This is a genomic window from Streptomyces sp. UNOC14_S4 (genome assembly GCF_020740835.1).
Taxonomy (GTDB): Bacteria; Actinomycetota; Actinomycetes; order Streptomycetales; family Streptomycetaceae; genus Streptomyces.
Genome location: NZ_JAINFC010000071.1, coordinates 1 through 21,737 on the forward strand (window position 1 = coordinate 1; position 21,737 = coordinate 21,737).

The 21,737-nt window shown below is 72.3% G+C and carries 17 protein-coding genes and 1 pseudogene; 11 read left to right on the forward strand and 7 right to left on the reverse strand.

The window, feature by feature from the left end:
• Positions 1 to 246: 246 nt before the first annotated feature.
• The gene (locus K6I34_RS09325) at positions 247 to 1,314 is read right to left on the reverse strand and encodes a mechanosensitive ion channel family protein (protein ID WP_229324124.1); all 1,068 of its coding nucleotides are present in this window, start codon (positions 1,312 to 1,314) and stop codon (positions 247 to 249) included.
• Between the two features lie 259 nt (positions 1,315 to 1,573).
• On the opposite strand from K6I34_RS09325, the gene K6I34_RS09330 reads away from it, so the two are divergent.
• Positions 1,574 to 2,110, forward strand: a complete 537-nt coding sequence (locus K6I34_RS09330; protein ID WP_229324126.1) for an HNH endonuclease — start codon at positions 1,574 to 1,576, stop codon at positions 2,108 to 2,110.
• Positions 2,111 to 2,220: 110 nt separating this feature from the next.
• Here the strand turns inward: K6I34_RS09330 and K6I34_RS09335 are convergent, their stop codons facing one another.
• Positions 2,221 to 4,761 carry a beta-N-acetylglucosaminidase domain-containing protein gene (locus K6I34_RS09335; protein WP_308293982.1) on the reverse strand — a complete coding sequence of 847 codons (2,541 nt, stop codon included), beginning with the start codon at positions 4,759 to 4,761 and terminating at the stop codon, positions 2,221 to 2,223.
• 427 nt (positions 4,762 to 5,188) lie between these two features.
• Between K6I34_RS09335 and malQ the strand changes: the two genes are divergently transcribed.
• The 7 genes from malQ (at position 5,189) to K6I34_RS09370 (ending at position 11,389) form a co-directional block, all read left to right on the forward strand.
• Positions 5,189 to 7,261, forward strand: a complete 2,073-nt coding sequence (malQ, locus tag K6I34_RS09340; protein WP_229324128.1) for a 4-alpha-glucanotransferase — start codon at positions 5,189 to 5,191, stop codon at positions 7,259 to 7,261.
• Positions 7,262 to 7,308: 47 nt separating this feature from the next.
• Positions 7,309 to 7,584, forward strand: coding sequence for a hypothetical protein (locus K6I34_RS09345; protein WP_229324130.1), 276 nt, complete (start codon positions 7,309 to 7,311; stop codon positions 7,582 to 7,584).
• Positions 7,585 to 7,766: 182 nt separating this feature from the next.
• On the forward strand, positions 7,767 to 8,051 hold the full coding sequence (locus tag K6I34_RS09350; protein ID WP_229324131.1) for a hypothetical protein: 285 nt from the start codon (positions 7,767 to 7,769) through the stop codon (positions 8,049 to 8,051).
• Positions 8,048 to 8,296, forward strand: a complete 249-nt coding sequence (locus tag K6I34_RS09355) for a hypothetical protein (protein ID WP_229324133.1) — start codon at positions 8,048 to 8,050, stop codon at positions 8,294 to 8,296. The genes K6I34_RS09350 and K6I34_RS09355 overlap by 4 nt, the downstream gene beginning before the upstream one ends.
• Positions 8,297 to 8,475: 179 nt before the next feature.
• A complete protein-coding gene (locus K6I34_RS09360) occupies positions 8,476 to 8,664 on the forward strand; it encodes a Dickkopf N-terminal cysteine-rich domain-containing protein (RefSeq protein WP_229324135.1) in 189 nt (62 codons plus the stop codon).
• A 312-nt stretch (positions 8,665 to 8,976) separates the two neighbouring features.
• Complete coding sequence (locus K6I34_RS09365; protein WP_229324137.1) at positions 8,977 to 10,311, forward strand: hypothetical protein; 1,335 nt, start codon at positions 8,977 to 8,979, stop codon at positions 10,309 to 10,311.
• A gap of 103 nt (positions 10,312 to 10,414) precedes the next feature.
• On the forward strand, positions 10,415 to 11,389 hold the full coding sequence (locus tag K6I34_RS09370; protein ID WP_229324139.1) for an acyl-ACP desaturase: 975 nt from the start codon (positions 10,415 to 10,417) through the stop codon (positions 11,387 to 11,389).
• A 115-nt stretch (positions 11,390 to 11,504) separates the two neighbouring features.
• Here K6I34_RS09370 and pepN read toward each other — a convergent pair whose 3' ends face one another.
• Both pepN and K6I34_RS09380 read right to left on the reverse strand, forming a co-directional pair.
• Positions 11,505 to 14,096 carry an aminopeptidase N gene (gene pepN / locus K6I34_RS09375; RefSeq protein ID WP_229324141.1) on the reverse strand — a complete coding sequence of 864 codons (2,592 nt, stop codon included), beginning with the start codon at positions 14,094 to 14,096 and terminating at the stop codon, positions 11,505 to 11,507.
• A gap of 174 nt (positions 14,097 to 14,270) precedes the next feature.
• Complete coding sequence (locus tag K6I34_RS09380) at positions 14,271 to 14,633, reverse strand: hypothetical protein (RefSeq protein ID WP_229324142.1); 363 nt, start codon at positions 14,631 to 14,633, stop codon at positions 14,271 to 14,273.
• Positions 14,634 to 14,821: 188 nt separating this feature from the next.
• Here K6I34_RS09380 and K6I34_RS09385 point away from each other — a divergent pair, with 188 nt between their 5' ends.
• Entirely contained in the window at positions 14,822 to 15,463 is a 642-nt protein-coding gene (locus tag K6I34_RS09385) for a maleylpyruvate isomerase family mycothiol-dependent enzyme (protein WP_229324144.1), read from the forward strand.
• 84 nt (positions 15,464 to 15,547) lie between these two features.
• Here K6I34_RS09385 and K6I34_RS09390 read toward each other — a convergent pair whose 3' ends face one another.
• Both K6I34_RS09390 and K6I34_RS38600 read right to left on the reverse strand, forming a co-directional pair.
• A complete protein-coding gene (locus K6I34_RS09390) occupies positions 15,548 to 16,576 on the reverse strand; it encodes an aspartate-semialdehyde dehydrogenase (protein ID WP_229324146.1) in 1,029 nt (342 codons plus the stop codon).
• A gap of 143 nt (positions 16,577 to 16,719) precedes the next feature.
• On the reverse strand, positions 16,720 to 17,193 hold the full coding sequence (locus K6I34_RS38600) for an SDR family oxidoreductase (protein ID WP_229324148.1): 474 nt from the start codon (positions 17,191 to 17,193) through the stop codon (positions 16,720 to 16,722).
• A 550-nt stretch (positions 17,194 to 17,743) separates the two neighbouring features.
• Here K6I34_RS38600 and K6I34_RS09400 point away from each other — a divergent pair.
• Both K6I34_RS09400 and K6I34_RS09405 read left to right on the forward strand, forming a co-directional pair.
• Positions 17,744 to 18,349, forward strand: a complete 606-nt coding sequence (locus K6I34_RS09400) for an ATP-dependent Clp protease proteolytic subunit (RefSeq protein ID WP_229324152.1) — start codon at positions 17,744 to 17,746, stop codon at positions 18,347 to 18,349.
• A 78-nt stretch (positions 18,350 to 18,427) separates the two neighbouring features.
• The gene (locus K6I34_RS09405) at positions 18,428 to 19,075 is read left to right on the forward strand and encodes an ATP-dependent Clp protease proteolytic subunit (RefSeq protein ID WP_229324150.1); all 648 of its coding nucleotides are present in this window, start codon (positions 18,428 to 18,430) and stop codon (positions 19,073 to 19,075) included.
• Positions 19,076 to 19,237: 162 nt separating this feature from the next.
• Here K6I34_RS09405 and K6I34_RS09410 read toward each other — a convergent pair.
• A pseudogene (locus tag K6I34_RS09410) lies at positions 19,238 to 21,737 on the reverse strand (S8 family serine peptidase); the annotation flags it as partial.

Here is a 21,737-nt window from a genome sequence, read left to right on the forward strand (position 1 = left end):
CCCTCCCCCAGACTCCGTCCGGGGGGACCCCCAGCCCCTAGCGGAACGCATGCCCACAACCGGAGGTAGGAGGTTAGGCGCGCCCCGACAGGGGCGCGGGGAACTGCGCGCCCAGCCGTCGACGGCCCGTAGTCGCCTACTGGGCCCGGGTGGCAACCCGGTAGGCGCAACGGGCCACCGCCCCGCAGCCGCGAACCGACCTCCGAAGAGCACCGAGGGCCCGGGGCCCGGGGGCTTCGCCCCCGGTCACTTGCCCAGCGGCTGCCCCGACGGGATCGGCGTCGTCGCCTGCGACTGCGGCGACGTCGGGTTCGCCAGAGCCGACGGCGCGGCGACCCCCGACGTGGGGTCGGCGGACTGCGTCGTCTCCAGGTCCGCCTCCGGCGGGCGCCCCACGATGCGGATGCCCTCCGCGTCCAGCGCCCGCTTGATGCGCCAGCGCAGCTCCCGTTCCACGCTCGTCGCCACCCCCGGCATCGTCTTCGCCGACACCCGGACGACGACCGAGTCGAGGTAGACCGCGTCCAGGCCCAGCACCTCGACCGGCTCCCACAGCCGCTCGTTCCAGGGCTCGTCCTTCTGCATCTCCTCGCTGACGCGGGCGACGACCCCCCGTACCCGGTCCAGGTCCTCGTCGGAGCGGATCTGGACGTCGACGCCCGCGGTGGCCCAGCCCTGGCTGAGGTTGCCGATCCGCTTCACCTCGCCGTTGCGCACGTACCAGATCTCGCCGTTCGTGCCGCGCAGCTTGGTCACCCGCAGGCCGACCTCGACGACCGTGCCCTTGGCCACGCCCGCGTCGATCTCGTCCCCGACGCCGTACTGGTCCTCCAGGATCATGAAGACGCCGGACAGGAAGTCCGTGACCAGGTTGCGGGCGCCGAAACCGATGGCCACGCCCGCCACACCGGCGCTGGCGAGCAGCGGCGCGAGATCGATCTTCAGTACGGACAGCACCGACAGCGCCGCCGTACCCATGATCACGAACGAGGCGACGCTGCGCAGCACCGAGCCGATGGCCTCCGAGCGCTGCCTGCGGCGCTCCGCGTTGACGAGCAGGCCGCCGAGCGCGGTGCCGTCGAGGTGGTCGGTGGTGCGGTTCATCCGCGCTATCAGCTTGGTGATCGCCTTGCGGACCAGGGACCGCATGACGACCGCGATCACCACGATCAGGACCATGCGCAGGCCGTTGCTGAGCCAGATGGACCAGTTCGTCTCCACCCAGCCCGCGGCGTCGTTCGCCGTCTTCTGCGCTTCGTCGAGGGAGACGGGACGGGGTGTCGAGTCGGCGGCCAGGGCAGCGGACCAGAACACAGTAGAAACCCTCCGTATAGGACACACCCGCGGGCGAACGGCGGCGCGGGCAGGCCCACCACACTAACGGGGCAGCCGCACTCCTCCGTTGCTGTGTTCGAGATGGGGCAGGTCTTGAGCGGGGGATGAACACAGTGTGTTCCAAAACACCCGTGGCCCGTTACCCGACGATGGTGGCGCTCCGGCAGGGGCCCGGGGGACACTTGCAGGAGATCGTCCCGGCGCGAGCCACGCGCCGCCGGCGTACAAGGAGGCACCCGTGCCGCATGTCCTGGTCCTCAATGCGTCGTACGAGCCGCTCGGCGTCGTACCGCTCCGCCGCGCGCTCATACTCGTCCTCAACGAAAAGGCTGTCAGCCTCGAGGACTCCGGCGCCTTCATGCACAGCGCGACCTGCACGATCCCCGCACCCAGCGTCGTCAGGCTGAAGCGCTTCGTGCGGGTGCCCTTTCGGGGGCCCGTTCCGCTCACCCGCCGCGCCCTCTTCGCCCGCGACGGCGGCCGATGCGCGTACTGCGGTGGCGTCGCAACCAGCGTCGACCACGTCGTCCCGCGCAGCCGAGGCGGCCAGCACGCCTGGGAGAACGTGGTGGCCGCGTGCCGCCGCTGCAACCACGTCAAGGCCGACCGGCACGTCGCCGAGCTGGGGTGGAGGCTGCGGCATCAGCCGGCGCCACCGTCCGGGCTGGCGTGGCGCATCATCGGCACGGGGCATAGGGACCCGCGCTGGCTGCCTTATCTGCAGGCATTCGGCGCGGAGGACGCGATGGCCCGGATCGACGGCATTTCCGCCTGAGTCGACCGGGCCATTCACATGGGCCGGGTCACCGCCGCGGCCGTGCGCGCGAACGGCGCGCGTACGCGGCGAGGGCCCGGCCCCACACATTCCCGGCGCTGTCACGCCCGTCACGCCCGTACGGTCAGCGTCCGCTCCACGTCGCCCAGCCGGACGGTCACCGTGAACGTCCGGGACTTGGCGGCGGCGGGCACGGACAGCTCGATACGGGCCGTGGCCACCCCGCCGCGCGCCACGGCCAGCTCGCCGGGCGCCTTGACGGTGACACCGTCCGGGGCCCGTACGGTCAGTTTCTCGCGCACCGCGTCCGGCCGCCGGTTGATCATGCGGGCCTCCACGGCCACGGGCGGCCCGCCCGCCACCGCGTCCACGCTGCCCCGACCCAGCTCGAAGTCCGCGGACGGCGTGTCCCCGAACCAGGGGGCCACCTCGTGCACCGCGGGCGGCGTACCGCCGTCCGCCCAGACCAGGCGCACCGCGTCGGCCCGCAGGCCCTTGCCCGGCGGCTGCGTCCAGCCGCTGTCCGACAGGTCGCCGAGCGGCTGCCAGCCCTTGGCCGGGTCGTGGGCCTCCAGCGTGCCGCGCGGGGCGCGGCCGGGCGCGGTCAGCACCGTGACGGCGGTCAGCGGGCGCTGCCCCGGCAGCCGTACGGTCGGCGGCGTGCCCGCCTTCGGCACGGTCGCGGTCGAGGGGTCGCCGTCGGTCGCCGTACCCGCCGTGCGCACCGGGCGGTCCACGCCCGTCCAGCCGTTCGCGCGGGCCAGCGCCTTGTCGAGGAACGGCGTCAGCACGCCCTTGCCGACCGTCACCGGGCTCTCGCCGATCCGTCTGCGCAGCTCCTGCAGGTCGAGCTGGGCCTTCCAGGCCGCCGCGCCGTCACCGCGCGCCTGGGCCGTGAGCATGTCCACCGCCCGCGCGCCCGCCCGGCCCTGCAGCGCGAGCACGTCCAGCCACGGCCGTACCTCGCCGCCGAGGCCGTCCGTGCCCCGACCGAGGCGCGCCGGGGCGTCCCGCATCGTGGCGAACGCCGCGCGCAGCCGGTCCGCGGCCTCCCCGAGCCTGCCCTGGTCGGTGCCCGCCAGTGCGTCCCAGAAGCCGTCCAGCATCGGGCGCAGGTACGCCGACTCCTCGCCGCCCAGCACGGACGACGCCTCGTTGCCCGCCAGCGCGCGCAGCGACTCGCGCGCCCCCTGGTCCGGGCCCGCCAGGTCGTCGACGGCCGCCTGCCAGGACTCGTCCGGCCGGTAGCCGCGCGGGTTCCACGCGTAGTCCGCGGCGGTGAACAGCGCGATCCGCGAAGCGGCCGGCTGCGCGCCCGCGTTGGCCAGCAGCGCCGCCGAGGCGGTCGCCACGGCGGGCTCCCGGCCGGTGTACGGCCCGAGGAAGACGCGGTCCTGCGCGAAGTCGTTCACCGGGTAGTTGTCGAGGGTGACCAGCGGGTGCTCCAGTGCCGTACGGGCGTCCGCCAGTTCGGCGCCGGTGATCGTCCGGGGCACCACCCCGACGCCCGTCCACGCCACCTCCACCCGCGGGTCCAGCGCGTCGGCCAGCGCCCGCCGGAACGCGGTCCGGCCGTCCTGGTAGTACTCCGTCGGCAGCAGCGACAGCGGCGCGGCCTCCGACCCCTTGGCCGCCAGGTGCGCGGCGATCGCGCCCGCCACCTTCGCCTGTGCCTTCGCCGCCGCCTTCGGCCCCTTGCCGAACGTGCTCGCGTCCGCGTCGCAGTGCCACTCGCTGTAGCTCACGTCCTGGAACTGCAGCTGGAAGGCGCGCACGCCCAGCGCCCACATCCCGTCGATCTTCCGCTTCAGGTCCCGCAGGTCCGCCGCGGACGAGAAGCACAGCGCCTGCCCCGGGGCGACCGCCCACGCGAGCGTCACGTGGTTGCGGCGCGCCCGCTCGGCCAGCGCCCGGAAGTCGGCGCGCTGGTCGGCCGGGTACGGGGCCCGCCAGCGGGCCTGGCGGTACGGGTCGTCGCCGGGCGCGTAGAGATAGCGGTTCTGCTTCGTGCGGCCCATGAAGTCCAGCTGCGCGAGCCGCTGTTCGTGCGACCACGGCTGCCCGTAGAAGCCCTCGGCCAGGCCGCGCACCGCCGTGCCCGGCCAGTCGCGGATCACCGCGCCGGGGAAGCCGTGCCCGCCGTCGCGCGCCACGGCCAGCTGCCGCAGCGTCTGCGCGGCGTGGAACAGCCCGTCCGCGCCCACGCCCGCGAGCGCCACCGTCGGCCTGCCGTCCACCTGACCCGTCGCCAGCCGGTAGCCGCCCCGGGGCAGATCACCGGCCGCGGGCGCGCCCAGCGCCTTCAGCGCGCTCTCGGCGGCCTGCCCGCCCGCGTAGACGATCAGCCCGCGCGGGGGCGGGGTGCCACCCGGCGCGGCGTCCACGACCGCGCGGGCGCCGAGGCCGCGCAGCAGCTCGCGCAGCGCGTCGACGGTGTACGGGTCGGTGTCGCCGTCCGCCAGCACGGTGACCTCGTCGCCGACCGGGGCGTACGCCCCCTGCGCGCGCGAGGTCTGCGGGCGCGGCCACACCGGGGGCAGCCCGGAGGCGCTCTCCCGGTCGGGCGCGGCCGCCGCGGTGCCGTCGGGGCCGGGCGCGGCGTACGCGTCCGCCGAGCCGCCGAGCAGGCCGCCGAGCAGGGCGGCGGCCAGGACGGTCGCGCCGGTCGCGCTCGCGCGGCCGCCGGTGCGGCGATGTACGGACGAGGAGTCACTGCCCCGGAACTGCACGGCTGTCCCCTCTTCCCGGGTCGATGGCGGGTCGAGCCCATCACCAGGTGGGAAAGGTGTCAACGCGCGTGACCGAAGTGGGCGTAATGCCCCGGGGAGTCGGGGGCCCACTTCAAGTGGCAGGGGTTTCCGGGGGCTTCACCCCGACCCCCCGCGGATGGACGGGGCTGGGGCCGTGCCCCGTCAGGGCCGCGGGGCTGTGACATCGTGCGGCTCCGCCGCGTGGGCGCGACCAGCCACGACGGACCTGTAGTCGCCTACCGGCCTTACGCGGCAGCCCGGTAGGCGCAGACCGGTTTCGAGAGCGACGCGCCGTGGGGAGAAGGTACGGAGACCCCGGAGGTAGCCCATGGGCAGGGAACGGCTCGCCGCACTGCACGGCGTCGCCACCTCCTACAGCCCCGCCCCCGGCCGCCGCGTCGCCGTCCTCGAAGAGACCGTCGTCGCCGTCCTCGCCGCCCTCGGCGTCGACGCCTCCACCCCGCACGCCGTACGACTCGCCCTCGACCACCACGAACGCACCGCCGCCGCGCGGCTCCTGCCGCCCACGGTCGTCCTCAAGGGGAGCGGGCCGCTTCCGGCGCTGCCCGAGGGGACAACCGCCCGTGTCCACACGGAAGACGGCCGCGTCGTCGATGCCGCAGGCCCCTTCCCCTACGGCTGCCACCGGCTCCACGCCGTCGCCCCCGACGGCGTGCGGTCCGCCACCGCGACCCTGATCGTCGCCCCGGAGCGGCTGCCCGCGCCGCCCGAGCGCGCCCACGGCTTCCTCGTGCAGCTGTACTCCGTGCTGTCCGGCCGTTCCTGGGGCATGGGCGACCTGGGGGACCTCGCCGAGCTCGCCGCCTGGTCGGCGCGGGCACACGGGGCGGACTTCGTACAGGTCAATCCGTTGCACGCGGCCGTGCCCGGGGCGGTGGGGGCGCCCACCGACCCCTCGCCGTACCGGCCGTCCTCCCGCCGCTTCGCCGACCCCGTCCACCTGCGGGTCGAGGACGTCGAGGAGTACGCCCGCCTCACCGGCCCCGCCCGGGAGCACGCGGGGAAGCTCCTGGAGGAGGCCGCCGCCCTGCGCGACGGGGTGCTGCACGGCGGGGCGCTCATCGACCGCGACGCCGTCCGGGCGCTCAAGCTCCGCGCGCTGGAGCTCGTACGCGCCGTGCCGCGGGCCCCGGAGCGGGCCGCCGCGTACGCCGCGTTCCGCGCCGAGCAGGGCCGGGCGCTGGAGGACCACGCCACCTGGTGCGCGCTCGCCGAGACGCACGGCACCGACTGGCGGCGCTGGCCCGAGGGGCTGCGCGACCCCCGGTCGGCCCGTACGGCACGGGCCCGCGACGGGCTCGCCGACCGCGTCGACCTCCACTCCTGGCTCGCCTGGCTCACCGACCGGCAGCTGGCCGACGCGCAGCGGGCGGCACGCGGCGCGGGCATGCGCGTCGGGCTCGTGCACGACCTGGCCGTCGGCGTGCACCCCTCGGGCGCGGACGCGTGGGCGCAGCAGGACGCCTTCGCCACCGGCATGTCCGTCGGCGCGCCCCCCGACGCCTTCAACGCCCGCGGCCAGGACTGGGGCCTGCCGCCCTGGCGCCCGGACGCCCTGGAGGCCCTGGGCTACGGCCCGTACCGCGAGCTGCTGCGCGGCCGGCTGCGGCACGCGGGCGCGCTGCGCGTCGACCATGTGATGGGCCTGTTCCGGCTGTGGTGGGTGCCGGAGGGGTGCGAGCCGACGCGCGGCACGTACGTCCGCTACGACCCGGAGGCGATGCTCGGCGTCCTCGCCCTGGAGGCCCACCGCGCGGGCGCCGCCGTCGTGGGGGAGGACCTCGGCACGGTCGAGCCGGGCGTACGGGACGCGCTCGCCGCGCGGGGCGTGCTCGGCACGTCGGTCCTGTGGTTCGAGCGGGACTGGGACGGCTCCGGCGCGCCCCTGGAGCCCGCCCGGTGGCGTACGGACTGCCTGGCCACGGCCACCACCCACGACCTGCCGAGCACCGCCTCCCGGCTCACCGGCGAGCACGTCGGGCTGCGCCACCGGCTCGGGCTGCTGGACCGCCCGCTCGCCGAGGCGCTGCGCGAGGACGCCCGCGAGGTGGGCGAGTGGCTGGCCCTGTTCGAACGGCTGGGGCTGCTGCCGGAAGGGCCGCGGGAGGAGGAGGCGGCCGTCGCGGCCGTGCACCGCTTCCTGCTGCTGACCCCGGCCCGCATGATCGGCGTCTGGCTGCCGGACGCCGTCGGGGACCGGCGCCCGCAGAACCTGCCGGGCACCTGGGACCAGTACCCGAACTGGCGGCTGCCCGTCGCCGACGCCTCGGGCCGGCCCGTCTCCCTGGAGCAGCTGATGGACTCGCCCCGGCTCCAGAACCTGATGCGGACGCTGACGCAGCAGGTCAGGGGCGCGCGCCCGGCCGCGGACGGCGGCTAAGGTACCCCCGGGTTCGCCGTTCGGACAGGTGGGCCTATCGTGGAGCTGTGAGCACTAAGGTCAACAAGAACGCTGTGCGTGCCGGCGCCATAGCCACCGGCACCATGCTGATGCTGCTGATGTCGTCCCCCGCGTTCGCGCTCACCCGCGACGACGGAGACGACCCGGGTCCGGGCCTGAGCGTGCTGAACACGCTCGGCCTCTTCGTCGCCGCGCCCATCGTCCTCTTCCTGGTGATCGCGGGCCTCGTGATGGTCATGTCCCGTCACGGCGACAATCCCCACACGCGCGACACGCACCACCCGCGTCCCGCGAAGAGCTGAGGCTCCTCCCCGCACCGAACGCCACGCCCGGCGCTCCGACCCGCCAAGGGTCCGGAGCACCGGGCGTTTCTGCTGCGGGCGGGGATCCAGGTGGGGATCGCCGCCTTGTCGAACCCGTCTCCTGGGGCGCCGTGTGTCCCGTTCGCTCACGGCCTACCGCGAGCACACGGCATAGTCGGGGCATGGCCAAGACGTTCACGACCACGATCGGCGGGCGGTCGGTGGAACTGCCCGGCACCATCCACGCCATCCGTGAAGCGCTGCCCGTGCAGCAGCGTGCGGAATTCGAGCGCGAGGCGGAGCAGGCCGGCGCGGACGAGATCTCCGGTGTGCTGGCGCGCTGGGCCCTGCGGACGCCGCAGGCTTACGACCCGGGGGAGGAGGCGCTGATCGAGCGCCTGAAGGCGGGGGACCTCTCGGGTGTCCGCCTCGACGACGCGTCGGACGAGTACCGGAGCGCCGGTTGACCTACCGCATCGCCTACACCGACGACGCGGCGGCCGAACGCCGGAGCCTCGCCGCCGAGCGGCGCAAACTCTTCGAGAACGGCATGGCGGCCCTTGCCCAGGACCCGTACGGCTGCGGTTCCAGCGCCGTACGCGGCGACCGCGACCGCCGTGACGCGACCATCGGCAACATCGCCTTCATCACCTGCCTGGTCAGTGTCTCCGTGGTGACCGTGACCGTGGTCAAGCTGGTGCCGCTGCCGTAACGGGCCGGCCCCGGCTTCTGTTTTCCCGCTGATGCACTGCCGTACCTGACTGTTGAACCGTTCGGGTGGTATCCGAGACGGGGGGATTCCGGAAATTCCCGGCGGCGCGCACCATCCGGAATGAGGCCTTCGAATGCGAGGCCGAACCGCGTTTTCCGCTCAGGGAGAGGGTGCGGCTCATGAATACGATCACGGCCCAGGGCGTGTGGGAAGACCTGGACGCCGCGGTCATCGTGGAGATCGAGGACGCGCTGACCGACGTCTATATCGCTCCGACGGCATGCGCGGCGCCCGGGGAGCCCTGTTCCACCGATTCCGATTGCTGCCCCGGGTACACCTGCCACGCGAATCTTTGCTTCATGGTGTAGCCGGACAGCCGAGGTCTCCGGCCATGTGCGTGCGGGAGGCTCCCGAGGTCAAACGTGGTGTCGGCCGGGACGACCGCTCCCGGCCGACACCACGGGCCGCGCCCCGAGGCGTTGAACACTGCGCCTTCGACTTCTCTGACGCCGGGTGCAGCGGATTCGGCTGCTGCGGCCTCGGCTGCTGCGCGACCGAATGCTGCTTCGGCTGCTGCGATTTCGATCCCCGGGCGGACGATGAATTCCCGAAGGGGACTTCGGAAGAGCCGTAGCCGGTCGGACAGGCTTCGATCCCCGGACAGGCGGTGAATTCTCGCCATGGACGTGCGCCCATCCGCCGCGGGGCGCGCACGCGTCCCCGCGGAATGGCACCCCCGCACCACCCTGATCGAGACCGGCGACGACGCCGGGATGTTCCTGCGGTGCGACGTCCCCGCCGCCGCCTTCCTCGCGCCCAGGGCACTGGACTGGGCGCGGGGCGCATCCGTTCCGGTGGGGCAGGAGGAGGCGTACGCCCGGTGCCTCACCTCCTGGCGGGCGGCCGGGCTGGCTCTGCCGGACGGCGGGCCGGGTGCCGGTCCGGCCGTCCCCGCGTGGCTGCGGTACGTCGGCGTGCCGCACCCCGTCCTGGTGGTGGCCATGGCCGCGGACTGCACGTTCTGCCGCCAGCTCCGCGCCGACCTGGCCGCCAACCACGCGGCCGTACGGCGGCTTCCGGCGTCCGTCCTGCTCGTCGACGGGGACACCGTCACGGCACTCGGCAAGCCTCTGGAATCGCGTCTGTTCGCCGAACTGCCGCGGGCGGGCGCGGACATCAGGCCCTTCGGGACGCCGTCCGCCGTCCGGCTGCGCCCGTACGCCGAGCCCGTGCTCCTGCGCGGCTTCGACCAGGTCACCGCCGCGCTGGTCGAGGCGGGCGGCCTCCCGCCCGGCCGCGTCGTGTCCGAGGCGCCGTCCTCGTGCTCGGCCGGGGTCGCCGCCGCGCCCGTGGACGCGCTGATCACCGCCCGGGCCGGTGGCCGCCTGATCGGGGTCGCGGCGCGGGGCGAGGAAGCCGCGGCCGTGGCCGCCCGCTGCGCCCGGGCCGCCGAAGGCGACGCGTACGTGCCGGTCACCCTGCTCGTGGAGCGGCCGGAGAGGCTGTTCCTCCTCTACCGCGGCGGCGAACTGGCCGCCCGCCTCCGCACGGAGCGGCAGGCGTACGAGGTGCTGCAACGCCTCGTGACGGGCTTCGCCGGGCAGGGCTCGGGCTCAGGCTCCGGCCCGGCGGTGCTCCTGTGCGGGGCCGTCGTCCACGAGGACGGCCGGGCCCTGCTCTTCCCGCGGCACTGGATGACCCACCTGGTCACCCACGGCTCGCGGCTGGCCCGCGCCGGCTGGCACGTACGCCCCGACCCCTTCGTCCGGCTGCGTCCCGGCCCGTCCGGCCCGCTGCTCGCGGACGCCGTGCCGGTCACGGGCGTCCTGGCCGAACGCGCCCGCGGGCTGGGGCCCGGGCCGCACGCCCGGGAGCGGCTGCTGACCCACGCGGTGAACTGGGCCGCCCGCCCCACCGCACCCGGGGCGGTGCGGCAGCTCGTCGGCCTCGTCGGTGTCCTCCCGTTCCACATCGGCACCCGCGACGAGGCGCTGGCCTTCCTGACCGGCCGTTGACCGGCCCGCGGCCTGCATCGTTTGCCGTTCACGCGGCCCTTAACCTACGGTGTCGTAACCTACGGATCCGTAGGTGAGATCTTCCGTTCGCCAGGAGCCGTCCGTGACCGTTGCCCCCCTCCGTCATCACACCCGGGCCGACTGGAGCGACAGCAGGCTGCTGTACGCGCTCGAAGAGGTCGTCGAGAACGAGCTCCACCGGCACCTCAAGGTGGCCAAGGAGTGGATGCCGCACGAGTACGTGCCGTGGAGCGACGGGCGAAACTTCGACGGGGTGCTGGAGGGCGAGGCGTGGGCCCCCGAGCAGTCCAAGGTCAGCGACATCGCGCGGACCGCCCTCGTCGTCAACCTGCTGACCGAGGACAACCTCCCCAGCTACCACCACGAGATCGCCTCGCTCTTCGGCCGCGACGGCGCCTGGGGCACCTGGGTGCACCGCTGGACGGCGGAGGAGGGGCGGCACGGCATCGTGATGCGGGACTACCTGCTCACCTCGCGCGCCGTCGACCCGGTCGCGCTGGAGCGGTTCCGTATGCAGCACATGTCCGAGGGCTTCGAGTCCGACAACCGGCACAGCATGCTGCACTCGGTCGCGTACGTGGCCTTCCAGGAGCTCGCCACCCGCATCTCGCACCGGAACACCGGCCACCACTCCGGCGACCCCGTCTGCGACCGCATGCTCGCCCGTATCGCCACGGACGAGAACCTGCACATGATCTTCTACCGCAATCTGCTCGCCAAGGCGTTCGAGCTGGCCCCCGACCAGACGATGGCCGCCGTCCGCGACGTCGTGGTCGCCTTCCGCATGCCGGGCCACGGCATGCCCGGCTTCGAGCGGGCCGCCGCGCAGATGGCCATCGGCGGGATCTACAACCTGCGCATCCACCACGACGACGTGCTCCAGCCCGTGCTGCGCTTCCTCAAGGTCCTGGAGATCGGCGGCCTCGGCCCCGAGGGCCTGCGCGCCCAGGAGGAACTGGGGCTGTTCATGGGCGGCCTCGACGAGGAAGCGGTTCGCTTCGACGAGCGGCGCGCGGCGATCCTGGCCCGCCGGGCCGCTCGCGCGGAGCGCGGCTGACGCCCTCGACGGAAAAGCGCGCCCCATCAGGGGCGCGGGGAACTGCGCGACCAGCCAGAGGCTGCCCGCAGGCGCCTACCGGGCTCAGGTGGCAACCCGGTAGGCGCCCCTGGAATCAGGCGGACGCGTCCGCCGCCTGGGCCCGGAGGGCCCTTTCGACGCCCGAGCGCGACTCCATCACCAGGCGCCGCAGCGACGCGTTCGGCTCCGCCGACGCCAGCCAGGCGTCCGTCGCGTCGAGGGTCTCCTGCGAGACGTGGAGCACCGGGTAGAGACCGACCGCGATCTGCTGGGCGATCTCGTGGCTGCGGGTCTCCCAGATGTCCTTGACGACCTCGAAGTACTTCGCGCTGTAGGGCGCGAGCAGCTCCCGCTGGTCGGGCTGGACGAAGCCGCCGATGACGGCTTCCTGCACCGCGTTCGGCAGGTTGCCGGACTCGATGACCGTCGCCCACGTCTCCGCCTTGGCCTCGGCCGTCGGCCGCGCGGCGCGGGCCTCCGCGGCGCTCAGCTCGCCCGCCGAGGTCCGGTCCCGCTCCAGCTCCGCCGCGATGGCCTTCTCGTCGGCGCGGCCGGTCGCGGCCAGCCGCTTCAGCAGCGACCAGCGCAGGTCGGCGTCGACGGTCAGGCCCTCGATCGTCTCCGAGCCGTCCAGCAGGCTCTGGAGCAGGTCCAGCTGCTCCGGCGTGCGCGCGGTGGCCGCGAACGTACGCGCCCAGGAGAGCTGGTGGTCGCTGCCCGGCTCGGCGGAGCGCAGGTGCGTGAGCGCCGCCTCCGTCCAGGTGGCCAGGCCCGTCGCGCGCCACTCGGGGGCCGCGTAGAGGTCCAGGGCCAGCTTCGTCTGCCGCTGGAGCGACTGCACGACGCCGATGTCCGACTCCTCGGCGATGCCCGAGAGCACCAGGGACAGGTAGTCGCGGGTCGCCAGCTCGCCGTCGCGCGTCATGTCCCAGGCGGAGGCCCAGCACAGCGCCCGGGGGAGGGACTCGGCGAAGGTGCCCAAGTGCTCGGTGACGACGCGCAGGGACTCCTCGTCGAGCCGCACCTTGGCGTACGACAGGTCGTCGTCGTTGAGCAGCACGACGGCCGGGCGGCGCTTGCCGACGAGCTGCGGGACGGCGGTCAGCTCGCCGTCGACGTCCAGCTCGATCCGGTCCGTACGGACCAGCTTGCCGTCCTGGAGCTCGTAGAGGCCGATAGCGATGCGGTGCGGACGAAGAGTCGGCTCGCCCTTGGCGCCGGCGGGCAGCGCCGGTGCCTCCTGCTTGACGGCGAAGGAGGTGACGACGCCGTCGCCGTCGGTCTCGATCTCCGGGCGCAGGATGTTGATGCCCGCCGTCTCCAGCCACGCCTTCGACCAGGTCTTCAGGTCACGGCCGGAGGTCTTCTCCAGCGCGCCCAGCAGGTCGGACAGGCGGGTGTTGCCGTAGGCGTGCGCCTTGAAGTACGCCTGGACGCCGCTGAAGAACTCCTCCTCGCCGACGTACGCCACGAGCTGCTTGAGCACGGAGGCGCCCTTGGCGTAGGTGATGCCGTCGAAGTTGACGAGGACGTCGTCCAGGTCGTTGATCTCCGCCATGATCGGGTGCGTCGAGGGCAGCTGGTCCTGCCGGTACGCCCAGGTCTTCATGGAGTTGGCGAAGGTCGTCCACGCGTGGGGCCACTTCGAGTCCGGCGCGGCCGCCTGGCAGGCGACGGAGGTGTACGTCGCGAACGACTCGTTCAGCCACAGGTCGTTCCACCACTCCATGGTGACCAGGTCGCCGAACCACATGTGGGCCAGCTCGTGGAGGATGGTCTCGGCCCGGCCCTCGTACGCCGCGTCCGTCGTCTTGGAGCGGAAGACGTACTGGTCGCGGATGGTGACCGCGCCCGCGTTCTCCATCGCGCCCGCGTTGAACTCCGGCACGAAGAGCTGGTCGTACTTGGTGAAGGGGTACTCGTAGGCGAATTTCTCCTCGAACCACGCGAAGCCCTGCCGCGTCACCTCGAAGATCGCGTCCGCGTCCAGGTACTCCGCGAGCGACGGGCGGCAGTAGATGCCCAGCGGGATCGAGCGGCCGTCCTTCTCGTACGTGCTGTGCACGCTGTGGTACGGGCCGACGATCAGCGCGGTGATGTACGTGGAGATCCGCGGCGTCGGCTCGAACCGCCAGATTCCCCCAGACTCCGTCCGGGGGTGCCCCCAGGCGGGGCGCTCCGGGGTGGGCGAGTTGGAGATCACGGTCCAGCCCTCGGGGGCCTTCACGGTGAACCGGAACGTCGCCTTCAGGTCGGGCTGTTCGAAGGAGGCGAAGACGCGGCGGGCGTCCGGCACCTCGAACTGCGTGTAGAGGTAGGCCTGCTCGTCGACCGGGTCGACGAACCGGTGCAGTCCTTCACCCGAGTTGGTGTACGCGCAGTCCGCGACGACCTTGAGCTCGTTGCGCCCGGCCAGCAGCCCCGGCAGCGCGATCCGGCTGTCGGCGAACACCTCGGCCGCGTCCAGTGCCGTGCCGTTCAGCACGACCTCGCGCACGGTGGGCGCCACCAGGTCGATGAACGTCTCCGCCCCGGCCTCGGCCGTGTCGAACCGCACCAGCGTCTCGGAGCGGTATGTGCCTCCCTCCTGCGCGCCCGAGAGATCGAGCTCGATCTCGTACGAGTCCACGGTGAGCAGCTCCGCGCGCCGCCGAGCCTCTTCGCGGGTCAGGTTCGTTCCAGGCACCTGGGCATCTCCTTGACATCGTGATTTTCCGGCCATCCTTCCACGGGGACCGGGTCACTGGGGAGGGTGATCTTGGAGAGGGCGAGGATGTTTCCGGGGGCCGCGGCGGGCCTAGCCGTCCGTGTCGGCCGACGACGTGCTCGGTGTCGGGCAGGTATTCCCGGACCCACTCGCTCACGCGGCGACCTCGCGTGCGGCCGTGTCCAGGAGGGCGGCGATCTCGGAGGCGTGTCTGCGGGCTTCCTCGCGTGTGGCCGCCTGGGCGACGGCCCGCTCCAGCTCGTCGAGGCGCGCGGCACGCGCCGGGTGGCGGCGCAGTGCCACGAAGACGCCCCAGCGGTGCAGGAACGTGTGCATGGGAACGGTACTGTCCGTCTGCACCGCTTCCTGCCACGCGGCGTGGAACTCCTGCTCGAACCTGACGGAGGCGGACAGGTCGAGCGTGGCGACCGCGACCCTCAGGGCCGCTTCGGTCAGTGGCGGCATGGGGAACAGCGGCTCATCGGGATCGTGACGGTGTGCGGGGCGTGCGCTCACGACGCTGCGACTCCTTCGGAGGCCCTCACGTTTCCCGCCAGTCTGCCGCACGGGCGAGGAGGGTGGTGCGCGGTTCGCGTGCCGTTGCCGCACGGCACGCGGGGAGCCTCTGGCGCATAAGCCTCGCTTCTCGTCGCGAGAAAATCCCGTTCTTGGACTTATGATCGCGGCCCCATGACCATGGAGCCATGGCGAACGCGATGCGATGGAGCACGGCGGACGTAAGGGCGGCGGCCGCGGCTGAGCGGCGGGAACTGGCGGATGTGCTCGACGGGCTGGCGAGCAGCCAGTGGGACATGCCGAGCCTGTGCGCGGGATGGCGGGTGCGCGAGGTCGCGGCCCATATGTCGATGGGTTTCCGGCAGTCGCTCCCGCGCACGCTGTGGGAGGTCGTGAAGGCGGGCGGCCTGCACCGGATGACGACGCGGTGCGCGCGCCGGGACGCCGCCGTGCACTCGACGGCCGAGCTCGCCGCGTTCCTCAGGGAAAACGAGGACCACCCCTGGACCCCGCCCGTCGGCGGGTACGTGTCGGCGCTGGGCCACGACGTGGTGCACGGCCTCGACATCACCGTTCCGCTGGGGCTCGGCCGGCAGGTGCCCGAGGAGCGGCTGCGCATCCTCCTGGCGGCCACCACCCCGAAGGGCACCAAATTCTTCGGGGCCGACCTCGAAGGCGTCGAGCTGCACGCCACCGATCTCGACTGGTCCTACGGCACCGGCTCCCGGCTCTCCGGGACCGCGCAGGACCTCCTCCTGGTGACCTTCGGCCGCAAGCTCCCTCCGGGACGCCTGGAGGGTGAGCGGAGTGGCCGCTTCACCCTGGTCTGACACGAGGGGAGCAGACCGGGAACGGCGGGAGGGGCCGGACGCCAGGCGTCCGGCCCCTCCCGCCGTGTACGGGGACGCCCGGGATCAGCCGCGCAGCTCCGCCGCGACCAGCTCCGCGATCTGGACGGCGTTGAGCGCCGCGCCCTTGCGGAGGTTGTCGTTGGAGAGGAAGAGCGCGAGGCCGTGCTCCACGGTCTCGTCGACGCGGATGCGGCCCACGTACGAGGCGTCCTTGCCCGCGGCCTGGAGCGGGGTGGGGATCTCGGAGAGCTCGACGCCGGGGGCGTCCTTCAGCAGCTCGTAGGCGCGCTCGACGCCGACGGGGCGCTCGAAGCGGGCGTTGATCTGCAGGGAGTGGCCCGAGAAGACCGGGACGCGCACGCAGGTGCCGGAGACCTTCAGCTCCGGGATGTCCAGGATCTTGCGGGACTCGTTGCGGAGCTTCTGCTCCTCGTCGGTCTCGAAGCGGCCGTCGTCGACGATGTTGCCGGCCAGCGGCAGCACGTTGTAGGCGATGGGGCGCTTGTAGACGGTGGGCTCGGGGAAGTCCACGGCCTCGCCGTCGTGCGTCAGCTCCGGGGCGCGGTCGCCGACCTTGCGCACCTGGCCGTCCAGCTCGGAGACACCGGCGAGACCGGAGCCGGAGACGGCCTGGTAGGTGGTGGCGATCAGCGCCGTGAGCCCGGCCTCCTCGTGCAGCGGGCGCAGCACGGGCATGGCGGCCATGGTGGTGCAGTTCGGGTTGGCGATGATCCCCTTGGGGCGCACCTTGGCGGCCTCCGGGTTGACCTCGGAGACGACGAGCGGCACGTCGGGGTCCATGCGCCAGGCGGAGGAGTTGTCGATCACGACGGCGCCCTGCGAGGCGACCTTCTCGGCGAGCGCGCGGGAGGTGGCGCCACCGGCGGAGAAGAGCACGATGTCCAGGCCGGAGTAGTCGGCGGTGGCGGCGTCCTCGACCGTGATGTCGGTGCCCTGCCAGGAGAGCGTGGACCCGGCGGACCGTGCCGAGGCGAACAGACGCAGCTCGCCGACGGGAAAGTCCCGCTCGGCGAGGATCTTGCGCATGACTCCGCCGACCTGGCCGGTGGCACCGACGATTCCGATCTTCACGAAGGCTCCCTACTCATGTACACCACGTATGTGGCAGTAGCCGGAACCCCCATCATGTGGTACTACCCGCCCCAAAAGTCCAATCGGTATTTCGGAGGGAGTGCCCCTGTAAGGGGCGCGGGGAACTGCGCGAGCAACCCCCCTCACGGCCCGTAGCCGCGCGCCGAGCGCAAGAGGCACCCCGGCAGGCGCAGCCCCCACCGGCCCGCACTCGAAAGTGAAAGCTCGGCTCGGTCAGCGGCAGGACCCGGTCGTGGGCGTGCGCGAGGCGGTGGAAGGCGTGCGTTGAAGACGTGGAACTCCAGTTCGGTGTCGACGGAGGTGGAGAAGGCCCGGACGATGGAGGCCCGGACGATGTCGGAACTCCTCGTACCGGTCGATACGCGACTGCATGCGGGTTCTCCCTTTCGATGTTTCCGAGCGGTGGGAGGTGGTGCGGGACGGGTTTTCCGGGCTCCGGTCCGGCGCCGCCACATGAACTGCCCGCCGTCGACAATGAATTTCTGGCCCGTGAGGTACGCGGACTTCTCACCCACCAGGAATTCCAGGGCGTCGGCCATTCCCTCCGGGCTGCCGATCCGCCGCTGCGGAATCTCGGCCCGATCCTCTTCGTGCACCCGGTGACCGCGGCGCGCGGGGCCGACAGGGAGGGCCTTCAGGTCCGCCGGGAGGGCCGGCCAGGTCAGCCGGGGGAGCCGTCGGCCCCGCCGGAGGAGTCGCCAAGGCCGCTCCTCGTACCGCCGGGGCCGCTCTTCCCCACCGCCGCCATCCGCTCCATCACCCCTGCCCCGTCGGCGACTTCGCGCCTGGCCGGATTCAGCCCCCGATTCCTTCTGTTTGCTGCCATATGCACCATTCCCCTGGCCGGGACTGGAGTGCCTCGTTCCGGACGCTTCCTTGTCGCACTCCTGACGCCCACCCAAAAACGCGTCGTTTCAAGCCACTTGAAGAGGTATGGGGTGTGCTCTGCTCTCAGCGAACTGTTTGCCGACGGCTCCGCTCCCCGGTGGGCCGCGTGTTAGCTTCGCGGTGTGTGAGGGTGGGGTGGATTGCTCCCGCTTCGCAGACCGAATGGAACGGAACCCGGGCCGTGGTCCGGGGCCTCGCAAGGAGTAGGAGAGTCTTGAGATGGGCACTCAGCAGTTCCCGCACGAATCCCGGTCGATAATGCCTTACGCCTCCGCCGATGCCGGTGCTTCCCCTTTCGGGGACGCGGTCTACAGCCGCCTTCTCAACGACCGGATCATCTTCCTCGGCAAGGAAGTCGACGATGAGATCGCGAACCGCATCACGGCACAGATGCTGATGCTGGCCGCGGACCCCACGCAGGACATCTACCTGTACATCCACTCGCCGGGCGGTTCGGTGCACGCCGGCATGGCGGTGTACGACACCATGCAGTACATCAAGAACGACGTAGTGACCATCGCGATGGGATTCTGTGCCTCCATGGGCCAGTTCCTGCTCACCGCGGGCACCCCCGGCAAGCGGTTCGCCCTGCCGCACACCAAGATCCTGATGCACCAGCCGTCGGCCGGTCTCGCCGGTTCCGCCTCGGACATCAAGATCTACGCGGAGCAACTGATCCGCACCAAGAAGGAGATGGCCGAGCTCATCGCGCAGCACTCCGGCCAGACCGCCGAGACGATCACGCGTGACTCGGACCGCGACCGCTGGTTCACCGCCCAGGAGGCCAAGGAGTACGGCCTGATCGACGACGTCATCGGGTCCACGGCGGGCGTCCCCGGTGAGGGCGGGGTCGCTCCCAAGTAGCCCCGTCGACCGGCGGACCACGACCTTCCCTCTCCCACGGAGCGCGCAGTGAGCCACCTGATACCACCGTCAGCATCCTTGTCTCCCGGGTCCCACGGACATCGTGCCCTGCGCCCCGAGAGCCGCTATGTCGTCCCGCACTTCGTGGAGCGCACCTCCCAGGGCACCCGGGAGTACGACCCGTACGCGAAGCTCTTCGAGGAGCGCGTCATCTTCCTCGGGCACGCGGTCGACGACGTCGTGGCGAACGACATCATGGCGCAGCTGCTGTGCCTGGAGTCGCTCGACCCCGACCGGGACATCTCCCTCTACATCAACTCGCCCGGCGGCTCCCTGACGGCGCTCACCGCCGTCTACGACACCATGCAGTTCGTCCGGCCCGACATCCAGACGGTGTGCCTGGGCCAGGCGGGCTCGGTGGCCTCGGTGATCCTGGCGGCGGGGACGCCCGGCAAGCGGATGGCCCTGCCCAACGCCCGGGTCGTCATCCAGCAGCCCCACTCCCCGGGCCACCAGGGGCAGGTCTCCGACCTGGAGATCCAGGCCCGAGAGGTGCAGCGCCAGCGCGAGCAGATGGAGTTCATGCTCGCCAAGCACACCCGGCGCGAGCTCGACCAGATCCGCGAGGACGTCGAGCGCGACAACATCCTCACCGCCGAACAGGCCCTGGACTTCGGCCTGATCGACGTCGTGGTCAGCCCGCGGGTGCTCGCCGGCGGCCGCTGACCGGCCGCCGCTCCCTGCTGATTCCCCGTGCCCCGTAAGGGGCGCGGGGCTTTTTTCGATAGGTGGCTCCGCCGTGCGAGGAATCCCTCGCACGGCGGTCGCCCCGGGCCGTCAGCCCGTACGGGCCGTACGGGTCAGGCCAGGTCAGTCGGTCGTCGTGCCGACCGTCAGCACGTACGGGTTCTCCAGCAGCGGCGAGGTGCGGCGGGACTCGACCTCGATCTCCCAGACGCCCGGCGCCGGGTTCTTGTACGACCGCGCGTCGGGGCGGCACGTGTTGGCCGGGTTGGGGTAGTTGGGGTAGCAGTTGACCGTGGAGGTCGGGTCGGCCGGTACCCCGTAGGAGTTGATGGCGATGAAGCGGGTCTGGCTGTCCTTCGCCAGCTCGCCGAGTGCCACGTCCAGCGACTTGGCCCCCTTCGGCACGGTCACGAAGTACGAGGTGGTGGCGTTGCGCGTCGCCTTGCCCGGCTTCTTCAGGGGCTGCCCGGCGGTCAGCGGCTCGGCGGCGATCACGGTGGTCATGATCTGCTGGTCGATGCCCTCGGTGCGGTCGTCGTCGACGGTGAGGATCGCGCTGTGGATGCCGGGGGACTTCGGCTGGGCGACGACCTTCACGGTCACCGGCTCGTTCAGCGGGAGCTTCACCTCGTCGGAATCGGACCCGGCGAGGCGGAAGGTGCCGTCGTTGTTCCGCCACTTCAGCTCGTGCCACACGCCCTTGGCGGGCCCGGACGTGCGGGTGACCGTCACGTCGTAGGTCCGGCGCTCGCCCGGCTTCAGGCCGCCCTCGCGGTCGTAGAGGCCGGTGCCGAAGCCCGGGGTCTTCAGCTTGGCCGACAGCGCGGTGGAGACGGGCGCCTTGACGGTGTAGGTGTGCGCGGTCGCGTGGTCGCGCAGCGCGTCCCAGGCGTCCTCGATGTTGATCAGGCCCGAGCCCTGCTCGTACGCCTGCGCACCCTTGATCTGCTTGGCGGTGCTGGTCAGCGCGGTGCGCAGGTCCGCGGGGGTGAGCGTCATCCGCTTCTGCTTCGCGGCGGAGATCAGCAGCGCGGAGGCGCCGGTGGCCTGCGGGGCGGCCATGGAGGTGCCCTGGAGCATGCCGTAGCCGGGCGGGAGCGCGTAGCCCGCCTCCTTGACGGCGGCGCCCGGCTCCCAGGTGGGGATGGTGTTGACCGAGGCGCCCGGCGCGGTGAGCGTCGGGGTGAAGCCGCCGTCCTCGCGCGGGCCGCGGGAGGAGAACGGCATCATCGCGTACTTCGTGGTGACCTCGGAGCCGTAGTTCGCGGCCCAGGTCTCCTTGGACACCGACGCGCCCACGCTGATGACCTTGTCGGCCAGTGCCGGGTCGCCGATCGTGTTGACGCCGGGACCGCTGTTGCCCGCGGAGATCACCAGCTGCACGCCGTAGGTGTCGATGAGGCGCGTGTAGAGCTCGGCACGGGCGTTGTTGCCGTCGTTGAGCGCGGGCAGGCCGCCGATCGACATGTTGACGATGTCGACGCCGCGGTCGGCCACGAGGTCGATCATGCCCTCGGTGAGCGCCACATTGGTGCAGCCGCCGCTCCAGGTGCAGGCGCGCGAGGAGACGATCTTCGCCCCGGGCGCCGCGCCGTTCATCCGGCCGCCGAACAGGCCGTTGGCCGCGGTGATACCCGCGACGTGCGTGCCGTGCTCGGACTCCACGAGGCCGATGTTGACGAAGTCGGCCTTCTTGCCGACCCAGTCCCCGCCCTTGGGGTCCATCGGCACGTCCTTGCGGATCTGCACCGTGAAGGGGATGCGCTCGGCGATCGGCGTGGCCGGGTCGTCCTTGCCGAAGTGCCCCACCTGGAAGCCGTCCTTGTACGGCTTCATCTCCGTATCGTCCGTGAAGTCGCCGTTGCCGTTCACATCGACGCGGACGGTGCCCCTGGCCTTGTCGTAGAGCACGGCCCAGGCCCCGTCGGTGCGGCCGTCGCGGTCGAGGTCGCTCTTCATGTCACCGCCGAGCGTCGCGCTCTCGCGGAAGAGGGCCACCTGGTAGGTGCCGTTGCCGGGCGCGGTGTACGTACGGCCCTCGAAGGCGAAGCTCGGCCCGCTGACCTCGGTGGTCATCGGCAGCCAGGTGTCGTCGCCGTCGGCCAGCGGGTCGGTGGCGGTCACCCAGTCGACGATCTTGCGCTCGCCGGTGGTGGTCTTCTGCAGCGCCGGGTGCCCGAGGTCCACGCCGGAGTCGAGGATGCCGATGGTCACGCCGCGGCCGTCGGCCTTGGGGTGGTCCCGGACGAAGTCGACGGCGCCGGTCTCGAAGGCGGGCTGGTAGGGGTTCTTCGCCGGGGTGTCCTTGCCGGGGCCGGGGTAGGAGCCGGCCTTGCGGCCCTTGGCGCCGGGCACGGAGTCGGCGCCCGGCGTGGGGTCGGGGAGCTTGATCTCCTGCTTGAGGTCGATCGCGTGCACGGACGGCAGCCGCTGGGCCTCGCCGATCGCGGCGTCGGCCTTCGCGGTCGGCACGGTGGCCCGGACGTAGCCGAGCTTGTCGTACGTCCGGCCGACCGAGGCGCCGCGGATGGCGTCCAGCTTGCCCGCCACCTGGGCGGTCTGCCCGGGGCTGGTGGCGATCATCATCGTGACGGTCTTCTCGCCGTCGGCCTTGGCGTCCGCGAGCAGCGCCGCGCCGTGC

Coding starts and splice junctions, on each gene's coding strand:
- malQ (WP_229324128.1), top strand. CDS start 5,189: ATGGGCAGGGAACGGCTCGCCGCACTGCACGGCGTCGCCACCTCCTAC.
- K6I34_RS09350 (WP_229324131.1), top strand. CDS start 7,767: ATGGCCAAGACGTTCACGACCACGATCGGCGGGCGGTCGGTGGAACTG.
- K6I34_RS09360 (WP_229324135.1), top strand. CDS start 8,476: ATGAATACGATCACGGCCCAGGGCGTGTGGGAAGACCTGGACGCCGCG.
- K6I34_RS09365 (WP_229324137.1), top strand. CDS start 8,977: ATGGACGTGCGCCCATCCGCCGCGGGGCGCGCACGCGTCCCCGCGGAA.
- K6I34_RS09385 (WP_229324144.1), top strand. CDS start 14,822: ATGGCGAACGCGATGCGATGGAGCACGGCGGACGTAAGGGCGGCGGCC.
- K6I34_RS09400 (WP_229324152.1), top strand. CDS start 17,744: ATGCCTTACGCCTCCGCCGATGCCGGTGCTTCCCCTTTCGGGGACGCG.